This is a genomic window from Paraburkholderia tagetis (genome assembly GCF_022213065.1).
In the GTDB taxonomy this organism is placed as follows: Bacteria; Pseudomonadota; Gammaproteobacteria; order Burkholderiales; family Burkholderiaceae; genus Paraburkholderia; species Paraburkholderia tagetis.
Window position 1 is genome coordinate 39,285 of sequence record NZ_JAKLJA010000018.1, and the last position, 15,869, is coordinate 55,153.

Below are 15,869 nucleotides of genomic sequence, written 5' to 3' on the forward strand. Positions count from 1 at the left end.
CCCATACCCGATTACGGACTGATTGAAACATGGACGATCTCTTTGCTGAAGTGACCGACGCCCCGAACGGCGACACGCTCACGCTCGGCCACTACGCGGAGCGCGCGTACCTCGACTACGCAGTGAGCGTGGTGAAGGGCCGCGCGCTGCCCGACGTCTGCGACGGCCAGAAGCCGGTGCAGCGACGCATTCTCTACGCGATGAACGAGATGGGTCTCGGCGATAACGCCAAGCCCGTGAAGTCGGCGCGCGTGGTCGGCGACGTGCTCGGCAAGTACCACCCGCACGGCGACCAGTCGGCCTACGACGCGCTCGTGCGCCTCGCGCAGGACTTCTCGATGCGCTATCCGCTCATCGACGGCCAGGGCAATTTCGGCTCGCGCGACGGCGACGGCGCGGCGGCCATGCGTTACACCGAAGCGCGCCTCACGCCCATCGCGAAGCTGCTGCTCGACGAAATCGACATGGGCACCGTCGATTTCATGCCGAACTACGACGGTTCGTTCCAGGAGCCGAAGACGCTGCCCGCGCGCCTGCCGATGCTGCTGCTCAATGGCGCGTCGGGTATCGCGGTCGGTCTTGCCACGGAAATTCCCTCGCATAATCTGCGCGAAGTCGCGGCGGCGGCCGTGGCGATGATTCGGAACCCGAAGCTTTCGCACGCGGAGCTGATGGAAAAAGTGCCCGGGCCTGATTTCCCGGGCGGCGGCCAGATCATTTCGAGCGAAGCGGAAATCGCGGCGGCTTATGAATCGGGTCGCGGCAGCCTCAAGGTGCGCGCGCGCTGGAAGATCGAAGATCTCGCACGCGGCCAGTGGCAGCTCGTGGTGACCGAACTGCCGCCGAACACCTCGGGCCAGAAGGTGCTCGAGGAGATCGAGGAGCTGACGAACCCGAAGCTCAAGCTCGGCAAGAAGACGCTCACGCCCGAGCAGTTGCAGAGCAAGCAGTCGATGCTCGCGCTGCTCGACGCCGTGCGCGACGAGTCGGGTAAAGATGCGCCCGTGCGCCTCGTGTTCGAGCCGAAGACGAGCAAGATCGACCAGGGCGAGTTCGTCAATTCGCTGCTCGCCAACACGAGCCTCGAATCGAACGCGTCCTTGAACCTCGTGATGATCGGCGCCGATGGCCGTCCGCGTCAGAAGGGCATCAGCGAGATTCTGGGCGAGTGGATCGGCTTTCGCTTCGCGACGGTCACGCGCCGCACGCAGCATCGCCTGACCAGGGTCGACGACCGCATCCACATCCTCGAAGGGCGGATGATCGTCTTCCTCAATATCGACGAGGTCATCCGCATCATCCGCGAGTCGGACGAGCCCAAGAGCGCGCTGATGAGCGCGTTCGGCCTCTCCGAGCGCCAGGCCGAGGACATTCTTGAAATCCGCTTGCGTCAGTTGGCGCGGCTGGAAAAGATCAAGATCGAGAAGGAGCTCGCGGAGCTGCGCGAAGAGAAGGCGAAGCTCGAGGAACTGCTTGCGAACGAGTCGTCGATGAAGCGGCTCATCGTGAAGGAGATCGAAGCCGACGCGAAGCAGTACGGCGACGACCGCCGCACGCTGATCCAGCAGGAAAAGCGCGCGAGCTTCGAAGTGCGCGTGGTGGACGAGCCGGTTACGGTGGTGGTGTCGCAAAAGGGCTGGGTGCGTGCGCTCAAGGGCCACGGGCTCGACCAGCAAGGCTTCACATTCAAGGCCGGCGACGGGCTCTACGCGGCGTTCCAGTGCCGCACGCCCGACACGCTCATCGCGTGGGGCAGCAACGGGCGCGTCTATTCGGTATCGATCGCGCAACTGCCTGGCGGCCGTGGCGACGGCGTGCCGGTCACCTCGCTCATCGAACTGGAAGCAGGCACGCATCTGCTGCACTACTACGCGGCGAACGCGGAGCAGCAACTGCTGCTCGCGTCGAACAACGGCTTTGGCTTCATCGCGAAGATCGGCGACATGGTGAGCCGCGTGAAGGCCGGCAAGGCGTTCATGACGATCGACGAAAACTGCGCACCGCTCGCGCCGATGCCGATGCTGCCCAATGCGATCCAGGTGGCGTGCCTTTCGTCGGGCGGGCGCCTGCTCGTGTTCGGTCTCGACGAGATGAAGACGCTCTCGGGCGGCGGGCGCGGCGTCACGCTGATGCAGCTCGACGACGACGGCAAGACGCGCGAGACGCTCGTGCAGGCGCTCGCGGTCACGGCAGCCGGCGTCGTGCTGGTGGGCACGGGGCGCGGCGGCAAGGCGGGCGAGGATCTGATGGCGGGCGCAGTGCTCGCGCCGCAGATCGGCAAACGCGCGCGCAAGGGCCGTGCGCCCGACTCGAAGCTCAAGGTCATCACGGGCATGCGTCCGGTGCTGCCGCAATAAGCCGTCGGCCGCCGACGATGGTGACGGTAAAGCGTGTGCGCTTCGTGCGAGGCGCACACGTGCGGCATCGCATGAAATAATGCCGCGCAACGCGGGAACCGGGGGCAGTGCTGAAGCACTAACTCCCGTCGACAGCTTTGCATGGGACCAGAGTAAGCGCTAAAGCGCCAACTCTGGTCGACAGCTTTGCATGGGACGGGAGTAAGTGCTGAAGCACCAACTCCCGTCGACAGCCGGATAGTTTCTACGTACAAGGAAATTCAAGCATGGGTCACGCGATCGAAATCGCGCTCTTTCTGCATCTGCTGAGCGTTGCCGTCTGGGTGGGCGGCATGGTGTTCGCGCACTTCTGCCTGCGTCCGGCGCTCGAAGATCTCTCGCCGCAATTGCGGCTGCCGCTCGTGGAATCGGTGTTTAGCCGCTTTTTCAACTGGGTGGGCATCGCCGTGATCGTAATCCTGCTCACGGGCGGCTTTTTGCTGATGCAGTTCGGCGGCGGCCACGCCACGTGGCAGTTGCACGCCATGGCCGGCCTCGGCGTGATCATGATGCTGATCTTCGGCCATATCCGCTTCGCCGTGTTTCCGCGTATTCGACGCGCGGTGCAGGCGCAGAAGTGGCCCGACGGCGCGCGCGCCGTGGGCACCGTGCGCAGGCTGGTCGTCGTCAATCTCGTGCTGGGCGTCGTGACGATCGGCGTCGCGGTGATGTCGCGCGGGTTCTGAGCATAGCCGCTTCTGCGGCGCGGCAAGGGAAAGCGGCGCCTGGGCGCCGAAAACCGGGGGCGGGTGAGCAGTCCTGCGGATGCACCGCTAAGCACCGCTCAGCGCGGCTGCGGTGCGTCGCTCTCGCGTTCGTTGCGCGCATCGTGCGCGCCTGACTGCGCCGCGCCGCACACACCGAAACGCTCGATCAACGCGGGCACGCCTTCCACCGGCACGGGCCGCGAGAACAGGAAGCCCTGCGCTTCGATCGGACCGAGCGCGGAGAGCCACGCGATCTGCTCCTCGGTCTCGGTGCCCTCCACGACCACGGTGAGGCCGAGCGAGCGCGCGAGATTGACGATGGCCGAGACCATCACGCAGACGCTGCGGTCGGCCGGAATCGCCTGCACGAACGAGCGGTCCACCTTGAGCGTGTCGACCGAGAAGCGGTTCAGGTAGGAGAGTGACGAATAGCCGGTGCCGAAGTCGTCGAGCGCGACGCGCACGCCCAGGCGCTTCAACGCGAAAATCTTCTCCGAGACGAGCTCGGGGTACTCCATCATCGCGGTCTCGGTGATCTCGAGCTCGAGCTTGTGCGCGGCGATACCGGTTTCCTCGATCGCGTGCGCGACCGTCTCGTAGAGGTCGCCGCGCCAGAACTGCACCGCCGAGATGTTGATGGCGAGCGAGAGCGTTTCATAGCCTTGCTGCTGCCATTGCGCGAGCTGCGCGCACGCGGTGCGGATCACAAAGTCGCCCACCGGTACGATGAGGCCGGTCGATTCGGCCACTGGAATGAATTCGCTCGCGGGAATAAGCCCGTACTGCGGATGGTTCCAGCGCACCAGCGCCTCGAAGCCCGTGATGCAGCGGCGCCGCAGATCGATTTTCGGCTGATACGCGAGAAAGAGCTGGCCTTCGCCGAGCGCGATGCGCAGTTGCTGCTCCCACTTCATCAGGTGGTCGGCGCGGTGCGCGAGCTGCGGCGAGTAAAAGCGGAAGCAGTTGCGGCCGGCCTCCTTCGCGGCGTACATCGCGAGGTCGGCCTTCTTGAGCAGGTCGATCTCGCTCTCGTGCGCCACGGCGAACAGCGCAATGCCGGTGCTCGCATGCAGCACGAAGGCGCTGCCGCGCACGTCGAACGGATGCGTGAACGCGGCGTTGGTCACGTCGGCGATCGCGCTCGCGCGTTTCTCGATCTCGTCGCCCTTGACGATCACCACGAACTCGTCGCCGCCGATGCGCGCGAGCGTGCCGGCGCCGCCCACGGCGTCGGCGAGGCGCGCGGCGCTCATTTGCAGCACGATGTCGCCCGCGTTGTGGCCGAGCGTGTCGTTGACCGTCTTGAAGTTGTCGAGGTCGATGAAGAGAATCGCGAGGCGCCCGAGATTGCCCGGCTGCGAGACTTCATGGCGCAGCCGCTGCAGCGTGGCGTAGCGGTTGGGCAGGCCGGTGAGCAGGTCGTACTGCACGAGTTGCGACATCTCGCGCTCGCGCCCGAGCAGCTTGCCGATCAACCCGGTCGCCACGGCGAAGAACGACAGCATGGCGAGCGAGATGAACGTCGCCATCATCAGGTAGACGTTGCGCGTGTGGTTGTAGTCCGCGAACTGTTCGGCTTGCGACAGTCCGACCAGCACCGCGAGCGGATAGCCGTCGATATGGCGGTACGAGACGATGCGCGTGACGTGGTCGATCGGATCGGTGTAGGTGCCCGAGACGTGCTCGGAAATCGGGTACACGCCGCTCGCGGAGAACGCGCCGCTCGCGCGCTCAGCGTTGCCGGTGCGGCGCGCGAGCACGGCGCCGGTGTCCGAGATCACGGCGATCACGCCGTCACGGCCAATGGCCGCATTGTTGTAGAAGTCGCTCGTGAAGTAGCTCGGGTCTTCGGAGACCACCACCACGCCGGCGAACGAGCCGTCCGCGTGATTGAGGCGGCGCGTCATCTGCAAGGTCCAGTGGCCCGAGACGCGGCCGAGCACCGGCTTGCTGATATAGAGCTGGTCGTCGTTCTCGTGCTCGTGCACCTTGAAGTGCTCGCGATCCGAGAGGTCGATGGGCTTGGGATTGGGCTCCACGGTGTTGGCGACGAGTATGCCGTGCTCGTCGATGATCGACACCTGCACGAGCGAGTCGCTCTGCACGACGCCTTTCTCGACCGTGCTCGACAGATTGAAGTGGTCGGGCGTCTTCTCGAACTCGTACTTCACGAAGCGCGTGATCTGGTCGACCTGGTGGATGGCCTTCACCGTGTGCTGCTCGAGCGCCGCCGAGAGGATGGCCGCGGAGGCCGTTGCCTCGCGCTGGGTGGCTTCCTTCTCGACCGCGAGGCGCGTGAAGATCACGGCCCACAGCATGATCAGCACCAGCACGCCGAGCAGCGGGATAGCAAGCAGCGTGCGCGGACGCGTGTAGGCCGGCCCGGGCGCTCCGGTGCGCATGCCCGCGTCGCGCGAGAAGGGGCGCCAGTTCGCGCTCATCTCGCCCGCCGCACGCGCACACCGTCGCGCCGCTGATGCGGCGGCCAGGACAACGGCAAGGCGCTCGGTTGGATCGGCGGCATCGGAACGGCTATGGAAGTAGCGCGAAGTGCGCGAACAGGGTACAGCGGACGCGTTCTTGCATCCGATGTCTGGATCTTAATGGTTGGACAATGAATAAGGAAGCCATCGCTCCCCGGGTATACGCGAGTCGTGGGCAAACGCGGACGCGGTCACGATCCGCGGCGCATAGAGGCGATGCCGCGCATAGCGGCGGCAGCGTGCGATGGAGTGCGGTTGGGTGCGGTTGGGTATTGGGGCTGCGCAGAATGCATGCCGCGCAGGCGCGGTGCTATGCGAGTTGCATCGTGCCGTCGACGACCGTGAGCGACGCGCCGCCGATCCAGATCTTGTCCGCAGCGTCGTCATAGTCCACGAAGACGCGACCGTCGCGCTCCATCGCCGTGCCCTGGCGCACGGTGTAGCGTCTGCCGGGGCGGCGGTCTTGCTGCGCGAGCAACATGGCGATGGCGGCATTGGCACTGCCCGTCACGGGGTCTTCGCCTTTGCCCAGACCGGTCATGAGGCAGCGCACCTCGAAGGTGGCCGGGCCGTCGTCCCTGTGTGCGCCGTAGGCCGCAAGCCCTTGCGCGCCCACGCTCGCGGCGATGGTTGCGAGCGCCTCATAGTCGATGTCGAGCGCGAGCACCGCCTGCGCCGAGGACAGACGCACGACGAGCCAGGGCGCGCCGTTGTCGACCCCGCACGGCGCCGCGCCGAAATCGATCGCGTGCGAGCGCAGCGCGGCGCGTAGCGCGTCGTACCGCGCCTCGGGCAGCGGCGTCATCTTCGCGGGCGGCGCGGCGAATGCCCAGGTTTGCGCGGCGTCGTTATCGGATCCGGCGGGGCGCTGCGCGGCCAGCTCGATGAGACCCGCTCCGCATTCCTGCACGAGGCGGCCAGGCGTTTTCGGCTGACCGCCGCTGTCGAGGAACGCGTGCGCCGTGCCGAGCGTCGGGTGGCCCACAAAAGGCAGTTCGCCTTGCGTCGTGAAGATGCGCACGCGATAGTCGGCGCGCGCGTCGGTGGGGGCGAGCAGGAACGCGGTTTCGGAGAGATTGGTCCAGCGCGCGATGCCTTGCATCTGCGCCGTATCGAGCCCGTCCGCATCGAACACCACGGCAAGCGGATTGCCTTTGAAGGGATGCGACGTGAATACGTCGACCTGCTTGAAGCGGACGCTGCGTGCGGTCATGGCGTGAGAAAGAGGAGCGGGAAGATAGGCGGGGGGAGGGGCGCGACCGAGGGAACGCAACCCGAGAGGGCGCGGCCTGGTCAGCCCGGGACAGACCACCCAGGCCGACCAGGCCGCTTTGCCGAACGCTTACTCGACTTCGGCGATCAGCTCGATCTCGACGCACGCGCCCAGCGGAATCTGCGCGACGCCGAAGGCCGAACGCGCGTGCTTGCCTTTCTCGCCGAACACGTCGGCGATCAGCTCGGAAGCGCCGTTCGTGACGATGTGCTGCTCGGTGAAGGTGAGCGTCGAGTTCACGAGGCTCATCAGCTTGACCACCCGCTTGACCTTGTTGAGGTCGCCCGTGTGGGCGTGCAGCGTGGCGAGCAGGTCGATCGCGATCGAGTGCGCGGCGGCCTTGCCTTCCTCGGTCGTGAGCGACTCGCCCAGCTTGCCGGCCCAGACCTTGCCGTCCTTCTTCGCGATGTGGCCCGAGAGATACACGGTGTTGCCGCTCTGCGCGCTCATCACGTAGGCGGCGGCGGGTGCGCCGGCGGTCGGCAGTTCGATGCCGAGTTCGTTGAGGCGGTCGTAGACGTTGATGTCAGCCATGATCAGGAGTCCTTTTACAGTCAGAGTGAAGAGGGGTTCGGGACTGCGCGCATCAGATGCGCGCGCGGATGAGTTTCGCGAGCGTCGCCACGCCTTCCTCGATCTTCGCGGGCGACACGGTCACGAACGACAGGCGCAGCTTATTGTGTTGCGGCTCGCTTGCGAAGAACGGCGCGCCTGGCACGAAGGCCACGTTCTGCGCCACGGCTTGTTCGAGCAGCTTCATGGTGTCGATGCCTTCGGGCAGCGTGACCCACACGAACATGCCGCCTTCGGGACGGTTCCAGCTCACGCCTTCGGGCATGTTGCGCGCGAGCGCGTCGAGCATCGCGGCGCACTGGTCGCGATAGAGCGCGCGCACCTTCGGGATATGGGTGTCGAGGAAGCCGTCCTTCACGACTTCGTGGACGATGCGCTGCGTGAAGCTCGGCGTGTGCAGGTCGGTGGCCTGCTTGGCCTGCACCAGTTTGAAGTGCAGATCCTCGGGCGCGATGATGTAGCCCACGCGCAGGCCCGGCGCCAGCACCTTCGAGAACGAGCCCAGATGCACGATATGCTCGGGCGCCATCGAGAGCAGCGTGGGCAGCGGCTGGCCCGCGTAGTCGAGCGCGCCGTAGGGGTCGTCTTCGACGACCGGGAAGGGCGCGCTTTGCGCGAAGCGGGCGAGCGCCTGACGGCGTTCGAGCGGCAGGCGTCGGCCCGTCGGGTTCTGGAAGTTCGGGATCGCGTAGAGCAGGCGCGCGCCGGCGGTGAGTTCGGGCGTCAGGCCTTCGGGCACGAGGCCGAGGTCGTCGGTGGGCATCTGCACGTAGTTCGGCTCGTAGAGCGAGAACGATTGCAGCGCGCCGAGATAAGTGGGCGTTTCCACCAGCACGGGACTGCCCGGCGAGACCAGCACCTTGCCGAGCAGGTCGAGCGCCTGCTGCGAGCCCGTGGTGATCAGCACCTGCGACGCGCGGATCTTCGCGCCGCCCACCGAGTAGCGCTCGGCGACCCATTCGCGCAGCGGCAGATAGCCTTCCGTCGCACTGTACTGGAGCGCGCCGGTGGGATTGTCGCGCAGGATGCGGTCGGCGGCCGCGCGCATTTCCTCGGCCGGGAACGAGGCCGGCGCGGGCAGGCCGCCCGCGAACGAAATGACCTCGGGCCGCTCGGTGACCTTCAGGATTTCGCGAATCGCCGAGCTGGTCAGCTTGATCGCACGCTCGGACAGTTGCCACGCGGGGGCAGCCTTGAGATCGCTTTGGTCCATGGGGTCTCCTGGTTGAGAAACGGCTACGAGGGGCCGGGTGGCCCGGATTGAGGCGGCGCGGGCGCGAAGCTCAGGCTGCCGGAAATTGTCGATTATGGCGCGAAACCCGCTCAGGTGGCGCGCGCGGGGGCGCCGAGCGTACGCAGCCCCGAGGGCGTTTCGAATTGCGCGACGAGCGCCGGCGCATCGGCTTCTTCCAGCGCGATCAGATGCGACGCGCCGAGCCAGTTCAACTGCTCGCGCACGGTTTGCGTCTGCGGGTGGAAGCCCGTGAGCGACTTGAGCACGATGCCGTTGTCGCCGAGCGTTTGCGACGGATGGCGCGCCGTGTCCCATTGGATCAGCGAGGGCAGAATGCCGTCGCCCACGCCCTGCCAGGACGGGAACGCGCCGTCGAGCGGCACCGTGAGCTGCCAGCTCAGTTGCGTGTTTCTATCGCCGCGCGTCATCGGCACGAGATCGGCGATGCGCTGCGGGTACTGGCTGCGCCATCGTTCGAGGCTTCTGGGCGGCACGACGCGCGCGACCCAGTGCGAGAGGTACGGTCCCGTTTCGAGGCGCGCCTGCACGGCGGGATCGTCGAGCGCGAAGAGCCGCGCGCGACCGGCGGCATGCTGGCTCGCGCCGGGGTCGACCGCGATCACCTCCAGATAGGCGCCGCCCCACAGCCCGAGCAGGCGGTTGTGGGTGCCCATGAGCGGATGCGCGCCGCCGCCCGCGGGCGCCACGCCCAGCGTATCGGCGACATACTGCACACCTTCGTCCAGCGTGCGGGCGGAAACGACGAGATGATCGAGGCTGAGCGGCGTGGCGGTCATAAAAGCGCGTCGGGAGAAGGAGCTTTACCGGCAAGTATCTGAAGAAATGTACCGGTATGGTGGTAGACAGTAACGGTACAATCGCTCCGATAGTGTTCTGTACAGTTGGAGCCGCCATGTCGTCCGTTCCCCTCGACCAGATTCCGGCGCCGCACGACGCCGCCACGACGACGCTCGTCGATCAGCTCGTCCAGTGGGGCCGCCGCCGCATCGAAGAGCGCGTGTTCCGCCCCGGCATGCGCATGCCGTCCATCCGCAAGCTCGCGCTCGACAAGGGCGTTTCGCGCTTCACGGTGGTGGAGGCGTATGAGCGCCTCGTCGCGCAGGGCTACCTCGATTCGCGGCGCGGCTCGGGCTTCTATGTGCGCGAGCGGCTCGCGGCCGTGGCGCCGCTGGAGCGTCGTCCCGCCGCGTCCGGTGCGGATGCCGGCGGCGCAGCCGAGCCCGCGCCGCCGCCCACCCTCGACGTGGTCTGGCTGCTGCGCAACATGCTCCATTCGTCGACGCATCCGGAAAAGGGGCCGGGGCTCGGCTATCTGCCCGCACGCTGGCTGGACGGCGAGTTGCTGGCGGGAGCCATGCGCTCGCTGGGCCGCCAGAGCGGCTCGCAACTGCTCGGCTTCGGCTCGCCGCAGGGCTTCCTGCCGCTGCGCCAGCAGTTGCAGACGCGTCTGGCCGAGTTCGAGATCGGCGCGACACCCGAGCAGTTCGTGATGGTCTCGGGCATCACCCAGGCCATCGACCTGCTCGCGCGCCTGTACGTCCAGCCCGGCGACACCGTCGTGGTGGGCGACCCCGCGTGGTTCCAGATGTTCGGCCGTTTCGTCTCGCAAGGCGCGCGTCTCGTGGGTGTGCCGTACACGCCCGAAGGGCCGGACCTCGACGCGCTCGAAACGCTCGTAGCGACCTGGCGGCCGAAGCTGCTCGTCATCAACTCGGTGCTGCAAAACCCCACCGGCACCTCGCTCACGGCCGCCCAGGCGTTTCGCATCCTGCGCCTCGCCGAGCAGTACGATTTTCTCGTCGTCGAAGACGATATTTACGGCGATCTATGCCCAGCGGGCTATCCGGCCACGCGCCTCGCGAGCCTTGACCAGCTACGCCGCGTGATCTATCTCGGCAGCTTCTCCAAGACGCTCGCGCCCAATCTGCGCGTGGGCTTCATCGCGAGTTCGCTCGATGTGGCACAGGCGGTCGCGGACCAGAAAATGCTCGTGGGCATGACGAGCCCCGAGCTCAACGAACGCGTGCTCTTTCGCGTGCTCACCGAAGGCCACTACCGGCGCCACGTCGAGCGGCTGCGCGTGCGTCTGGACGGCGTGCGCGACAAGGCCGCGCGCATGCTGGAGCGCGCGGGCTGCAGGCTCTTCACCGCGCCGGGCGCGGGCATGTTCCTGTGGGCCGACACCGGCGTGGACGCCGACGCGCTCACGGCGGCTGGCCACGAGGCGGGCTTCCTGCTCACGCCGGGGAGCCTGTTTTCGCCGCACCAGTCGCCCACGACGTGGATGCGCTTTAACATCGCGAACTGCGGCGACCCGACGCTGCCGACGTTCCTTGCCGGCTATCTGGACGGTGTGGCGCGGCGCGCCTGAACCGGCACATGCGCGCTGGCGCCCCGAAATATAGCCCTGACTGTATTCCTGAATCGGTGACCCGGAATCGGCACCCCGAATCCGGCACGCTTTAACCCCGTGCTCTTGAAACCGGCGCGGCGCGTCCCCACATGGACGCACGACGCGCCGCGGCAATGCGCACGCGGCCAACCCTACTGATTGCAACGAAAAAGGACCCCGACCATGGCACAAGAAACCATGAGCTTCCAGGCGGAAGTGAAACAGCTTCTGCACCTGATGATCCATTCGCTGTACAGCAACAAGGAAATTTTCCTGCGCGAACTGGTCTCGAACGCATCGGACGCGGCCGACAAGCTGCGCTTCGAGGCGCTCGCGAACAACGCGCTTTACGAAAACGATCCGAACCTGCGCATTCGCGTGGGCTTCGACAAGGCCGCGCGCACCGTCACCATCGACGACAACGGCATCGGCATGAGCCACGACGAAGCCGTGGCCAACCTCGGCACGATCGCGCGCTCGGGCACCAAGGAATTCTTCGGCAAGCTCTCGGGCGACCAGCAGAAGGACGCGGCGCTGATCGGCCAGTTCGGCGTGGGCTTCTACTCGGGCTTCATCGTCGCGGACAAGATCACCGTCGAAACGCGCCGCGCGGGTCTGCCGGCCGCTGAAGGCGTGCGTTGGACGAGCGCGGGCGAAGGCGAATTCTCGGTCGAGTCGATCGAGCGCGCGCAGCGCGGCACCACGATCACGCTGCACCTGCGCGAAGGCGAAGACGAATTGCTCTCCGCGTGGAAGCTCAAGTCGATCATCCAGAAGTACTCGGATCACGTTGGCCTGCCCATCGAAATGAAGCAGGAAGAATGGGACGCCGAAAAGAGCGAGATGGTCACGAAGGACGAGTACGAGACCATCAATCAGGCGAGCGCGCTGTGGACGCGCGCGAAGAACGACATCAGCGACGAGCAGTATCAGCAGTTCTATCAGCACCTCGCGCACGATCACATGAATCCGCTCGCGTGGACGCATAACCGCGTCGAGGGCCGCAGCGAATACACGCAACTGCTCTACGTGCCGTCGCATGCGCCGTTCGACCTGTGGAACCGCGATCACAAGAGCGGCCTGAAGCTCTATGTGAAGCGCGTCTTCATCATGGACGAAGCCGAGCAACTGCTGCCGAACTACCTGCGCTTCGTGAAGGGCGTGGTCGATTCGAGCGATCTGCCGCTCAACGTCTCGCGCGAAATCCTGCAGGAAAGCCGCGATGTGAAGGCGATTCGCGATGGCGTGACCAAGCGCGTACTCTCCATGCTCGAAGAGATGGCTTCGGCGCAAACCGACGCCGAAGCGAAGGAAGAAGACAAGGCGAAGTTCGCGACCTTCTGGACCGAGTTCGGTCAGGTGCTCAAGGAAGGCGTGGGCGAGGATCAGGCGAACAGCGAGCGCATCGCGAAGCTGCTGCGCTTTGCGTCGACGCACAACGGCACGAACGAGCAGACCGTCTCGCTCGCCGATTACGTCGCGCGCATGAAGCCCGAGCAGTCGAAGATCTACTACGTGACCGCCGACACCTGGCAGGCCGCGAAGAATAGTCCGCACCTCGAAGTATTCCGCAAGAAGGGCGTGGAAGTGCTGCTGCTCGCGGACCGCGTGGACGAATGGATGCTGTCGTTCCTCAACGATTTCGACGGCAAGCCGCTCGCGAGCGTGGCACGCGGCGACCTCGACCTGGGCGCGCTCAACGACGAGGAAAAGCAGCAGCAGGAGAAGGTGAGCGAAGAGCTCAAGCCGCTCGTGGAGCAGATGAAGGAAGCGCTCAAGGACAAGGCCAAGGACGTGCGCCTCACGTTCCGCCTGACCGATTCGCCGAGCTGCCTCGTGGCCGACGAAGGCGACATGAGCGGCTACCTGCAGCGCATGCTCAAGGCGGCGGGCCAGCAGGCGCCGCAGATGCAGCCGATTCTCGAAGTCAATCCCGAGCATCCGCTCGTGAAGGCGCTGCGCACGGATAGCGCGGACTTCGGCGACTGGTGCCATCTGTTGTTCGATCAGGCGCTGCTTGCCGAAGGCGGCGCGCTGGAAGATCCGGCGAGCTTCGTGAAGCGCACTAATGCGCTGCTGCTGGCACGGGCAGGTTAAAGCGCACCGCGGGCGCGCGGCGCCACGCAGCACGTAGACGTGCTGCGTCTGCACGGTTGATCCCCTTGCGGCCTCGTGCTGTAAGGGGATTTTTGCTTGCTGCCCCACTTTGGGCGGTTTTTATGCCGTTTTGCCTCGTTGTTCGCCCGGCAGCGAATTGAAATGCACGGGGCCTATAATGCGCGCCATGCCCATCCGATTCGATGCTGCCGACGCCCACTGGCGCGTCGCGCCCCTCGCGGCCTTCAGCGCCGATCAGAAAGACTGGCTCACTCGCGGCGGCTCGCTTACCGCGCATCTGCGCGCGCTCGGTCATGTCGTTGTGCGCGTGACGCGCGAAGCCGTCGACATGCCCTGGCCCGACGAATGCGTCGCGCTCGGTCTGGCGCCGCGCGAGCGGGCCTGGGTGCGCGAGATCGTGCTCGAAGTCGACGGCGTGCCGTTCGTGGCCGCGCACAGCGCGACGCCGGTCGTGGCGAGCCACGGCATCTGGCAAGCCATGCGCCGCCTGCGCACGCGTCCACTGGCGGAACTGCTTTACACCGATAGCGGCGTCGCGCGCTCGGCGCTCGTGAGCCGGCGCGTGAGTGCGCGGCATCCGCTCCATGCGCTGGCCGCGCGTGAAATGCGGGAGCATGTACCACATGCGTTCGTCGCGCGCCGTTCCGTGTTCGAGCGCCACGGTGCGCCGCTGCTCGTGACCGAATGTATGCTGCCCGCGCTGTGGGCACGCCTGGCACGTCTGGCGTATCTGGCAGGCGATGCGCAGCCGGCGTTGCCCGCATATTCGACACACTCGGCGCGCGAGCGCGGGCCGCTCGGTCACACGGCTTCGCGGGCTCTCCAACATCCCTCACAACAGGCGTCGCGTTGAGCGCCGTCGCTCCACACAGTGGGCCTTCGCCGATGAGCCTCAAGCGCTGCTTTGCACCGGTCGTCGATGCGCACACGCGCGTGCTGGTCCTCGGCAGTCTGCCCGGCGAGGCGTCGCTTGCGCATCAGCAGTACTACGCGCACAAGCAGAACCGTTTCTGGCATCTGGTAGGCGAGGTAATCGGCGCGGATCTGCCCGCGCTGGCGTACGACGCGCGTCTGCAAACGCTGCTCGATCATCGCATCGGGTTATGGGACGTGGTCGCGCAGGCGCGGCGCGAGGGCAGTCTCGACGGCAATATCCGCGATCACGCGGGCAACGATCTCATCGCGTTGATCGAAGGCCTGCCCGTGCTCGAAGCGATCGCGTTCAACGGCGGCACCGCGGCGCGCATCGGCGAGCGCATTCTCGGGCCGCACGCAGCGCGCTTTCGCATTCTGCGGATGCCGTCCAGTAGTCCTGCCTATGCGTCGATGAATTTTGCAGCGAAGCTGGTGGCGTGGCGCGCGCTCGGCGAGTTCGTGGGGGAGCCGCGCGCCAGCGCCCCAAAACGTAAGCGCGCGGCAATCGCTCCACGCTAAGGCGGCACTTGCAAGCGACTATGCACGACATCGGTTGCGTGCGGATTGCCGGGCAAAACGAGACCGGCTCCTGTTGTATAAAACCGGACCGATCCGCCGCGAGTGCTATGCTCTCGGTCGCCCGCGCAGTTGCGTATGCGCAGTTGCGTATGATTCGCTCACGATTTCGCACCCGAAAAAGCGCAGCGGATTTCGCATCTGCATCTGCTCCTTACAAGCAAGATTTTTGTACATGACGACTCTCATCAAGCGCGCTTCGGCCGAAGCGCGCGCATTCAGCAAGACCGCCAATGCAGTGAAGACCCGCAAGGCCGCCTCGAAGCAGGCCGATGCCGATCTCGACAACGCGCCGGTCATCGAAGCGCCGCGCAAGCCGCGCTTCGCGCCTGTGACGTTCTCGGAAGAGGGCGGCGTGCGCTACCTGCATTTCGGCACCGAGTGGGTCCAGGGCGCGATGCGCCTTTCGAAGCCGCAACACATCGAACTCGAATACGCCCAGCAGATGATGGCCTGGACGCTGTTCCTCGCGACGCCCGAGCGCATCGTGCAACTGGGTCTCGGCGCCGCCGCGCTGACCAAGTTCGCGCATCGTTATCTGCGTCCCGCGAAGGTCGAGGCGATCGAACTGAACCCCGCGGTCGTGGTGGCCGCGCGCACGATGTTCGAACTGCCGCATGACGACGCGCGCCTCACCGTGCGCGAACTCGACGCGTGGGACTTCGTGCACGACCGCGCGAACCACGGCACCATCGGCGCGCTGCAGATCGATATTTATGACGCGACCGCGCGCGGTCCGGTGCTCGACAGCGTGGCGTTCTATCGCGCGGCGCGCGCGTGCCTCGCCGATGCCGGCGTGGCGACCATCAACCTGTTCGGCGACCACCCGAGCTATGTGCGCAACATGAAGCGCCTGAAGGAAGCGTTCGACGGCCGTGTGATCGCGCTGCCCGAAGTGCACGATGGCAACCGCATCGCGCTGGCGTTCTCGGGTCCGGCGCTCGAAGTGAGCTGGGCGGCGCTCGACAAGCGTGCGCGTCTGCTCGAAAGCAAGCTCGGCTTGCCGGCGCACCAGTGGGTGAAGGCGCTGCGCGAGTCCGATGGCAAGAACGGCGAGACGTTCGCCATCTGACGCCAGCGCCGCAAGGCGTTGCGTTGCGCACATCGGCACGCCGGCTGTGCAAGGAAGGACCGGCATCATGATTCATGAGGCCGGTTTTTTATTGCGCCTCTAAGCAGCA

General features: G+C 66.1%; 12 protein-coding genes. 7 read left to right on the forward strand and 5 right to left on the reverse strand.

The window, feature by feature from the left end; all coding sequences use genetic code 11:
- Positions 1-29: 29 nt before the first annotated feature.
- Positions 30-2,357 carry a DNA topoisomerase IV subunit A gene (gene parC / locus L5014_RS20675; protein WP_238465610.1) on the forward strand — a complete coding sequence of 776 codons (2,328 nt, stop codon included), beginning with the start codon at positions 30-32 and terminating at the stop codon, positions 2,355-2,357.
- Positions 2,358-2,623: 266 nt separating this feature from the next.
- Positions 2,624-3,082, forward strand: a complete 459-nt coding sequence (locus L5014_RS20680; protein ID WP_238465611.1) for a DUF4149 domain-containing protein — start codon at positions 2,624-2,626, stop codon at positions 3,080-3,082.
- Between the two features lie 98 nt (positions 3,083-3,180).
- On the opposite strand, the gene L5014_RS20685 is transcribed toward L5014_RS20680, so the two are convergent.
- From L5014_RS20685 to L5014_RS20705, 5 genes are all read right to left on the reverse strand, one after another.
- Entirely contained in the window at positions 3,181-5,505 is a 2,325-nt protein-coding gene (locus L5014_RS20685) for a bifunctional diguanylate cyclase/phosphodiesterase (RefSeq protein WP_238465677.1), read from the reverse strand.
- 391 nt (positions 5,506-5,896) lie between these two features.
- Complete coding sequence (locus L5014_RS20690) at positions 5,897-6,799, reverse strand: PhzF family phenazine biosynthesis protein (RefSeq protein ID WP_238465612.1); 903 nt, start codon at positions 6,797-6,799, stop codon at positions 5,897-5,899.
- Between the two features lie 129 nt (positions 6,800-6,928).
- On the reverse strand, positions 6,929-7,393 hold the full coding sequence (locus tag L5014_RS20695) for a RidA family protein (RefSeq protein WP_238465613.1): 465 nt from the start codon (positions 7,391-7,393) through the stop codon (positions 6,929-6,931).
- 52 nt (positions 7,394-7,445) lie between these two features.
- A complete protein-coding gene (locus L5014_RS20700) occupies positions 7,446-8,645 on the reverse strand; it encodes an aminotransferase-like domain-containing protein (protein ID WP_238465614.1) in 1,200 nt (399 codons plus the stop codon).
- Positions 8,646-8,755: 110 nt separating this feature from the next.
- Complete coding sequence (locus L5014_RS20705; RefSeq protein WP_238465615.1) at positions 8,756-9,463, reverse strand: VOC family protein; 708 nt, start codon at positions 9,461-9,463, stop codon at positions 8,756-8,758.
- 116 nt (positions 9,464-9,579) lie between these two features.
- Between L5014_RS20705 and L5014_RS20710 the strand changes: the two genes are divergently transcribed.
- From L5014_RS20710 to L5014_RS20730, 5 genes are all read left to right on the forward strand, one after another.
- Entirely contained in the window at positions 9,580-11,058 is a 1,479-nt protein-coding gene (locus tag L5014_RS20710; protein WP_238465616.1) for an aminotransferase-like domain-containing protein, read from the forward strand.
- Positions 11,059-11,262: 204 nt separating this feature from the next.
- Positions 11,263-13,176, forward strand: coding sequence for a molecular chaperone HtpG (htpG, locus tag L5014_RS20715; RefSeq protein ID WP_238465617.1), 1,914 nt, complete (start codon positions 11,263-11,265; stop codon positions 13,174-13,176).
- A 187-nt stretch (positions 13,177-13,363) separates the two neighbouring features.
- Positions 13,364-14,050, forward strand: coding sequence for a chorismate--pyruvate lyase family protein (locus L5014_RS20720; RefSeq protein WP_238465618.1), 687 nt, complete (start codon positions 13,364-13,366; stop codon positions 14,048-14,050).
- A 32-nt stretch (positions 14,051-14,082) separates the two neighbouring features.
- Positions 14,083-14,631: a DNA-deoxyinosine glycosylase gene (locus tag L5014_RS20725; protein WP_238465619.1), complete on the forward strand. Its 549-nt coding sequence runs from the start codon at positions 14,083-14,085 to the stop codon at positions 14,629-14,631.
- A 232-nt stretch (positions 14,632-14,863) separates the two neighbouring features.
- A complete protein-coding gene (locus L5014_RS20730; RefSeq protein WP_238465620.1) occupies positions 14,864-15,760 on the forward strand; it encodes a class I SAM-dependent methyltransferase in 897 nt (298 codons plus the stop codon).
- The last annotated feature ends 109 nt before the right edge of the window (positions 15,761-15,869 follow it).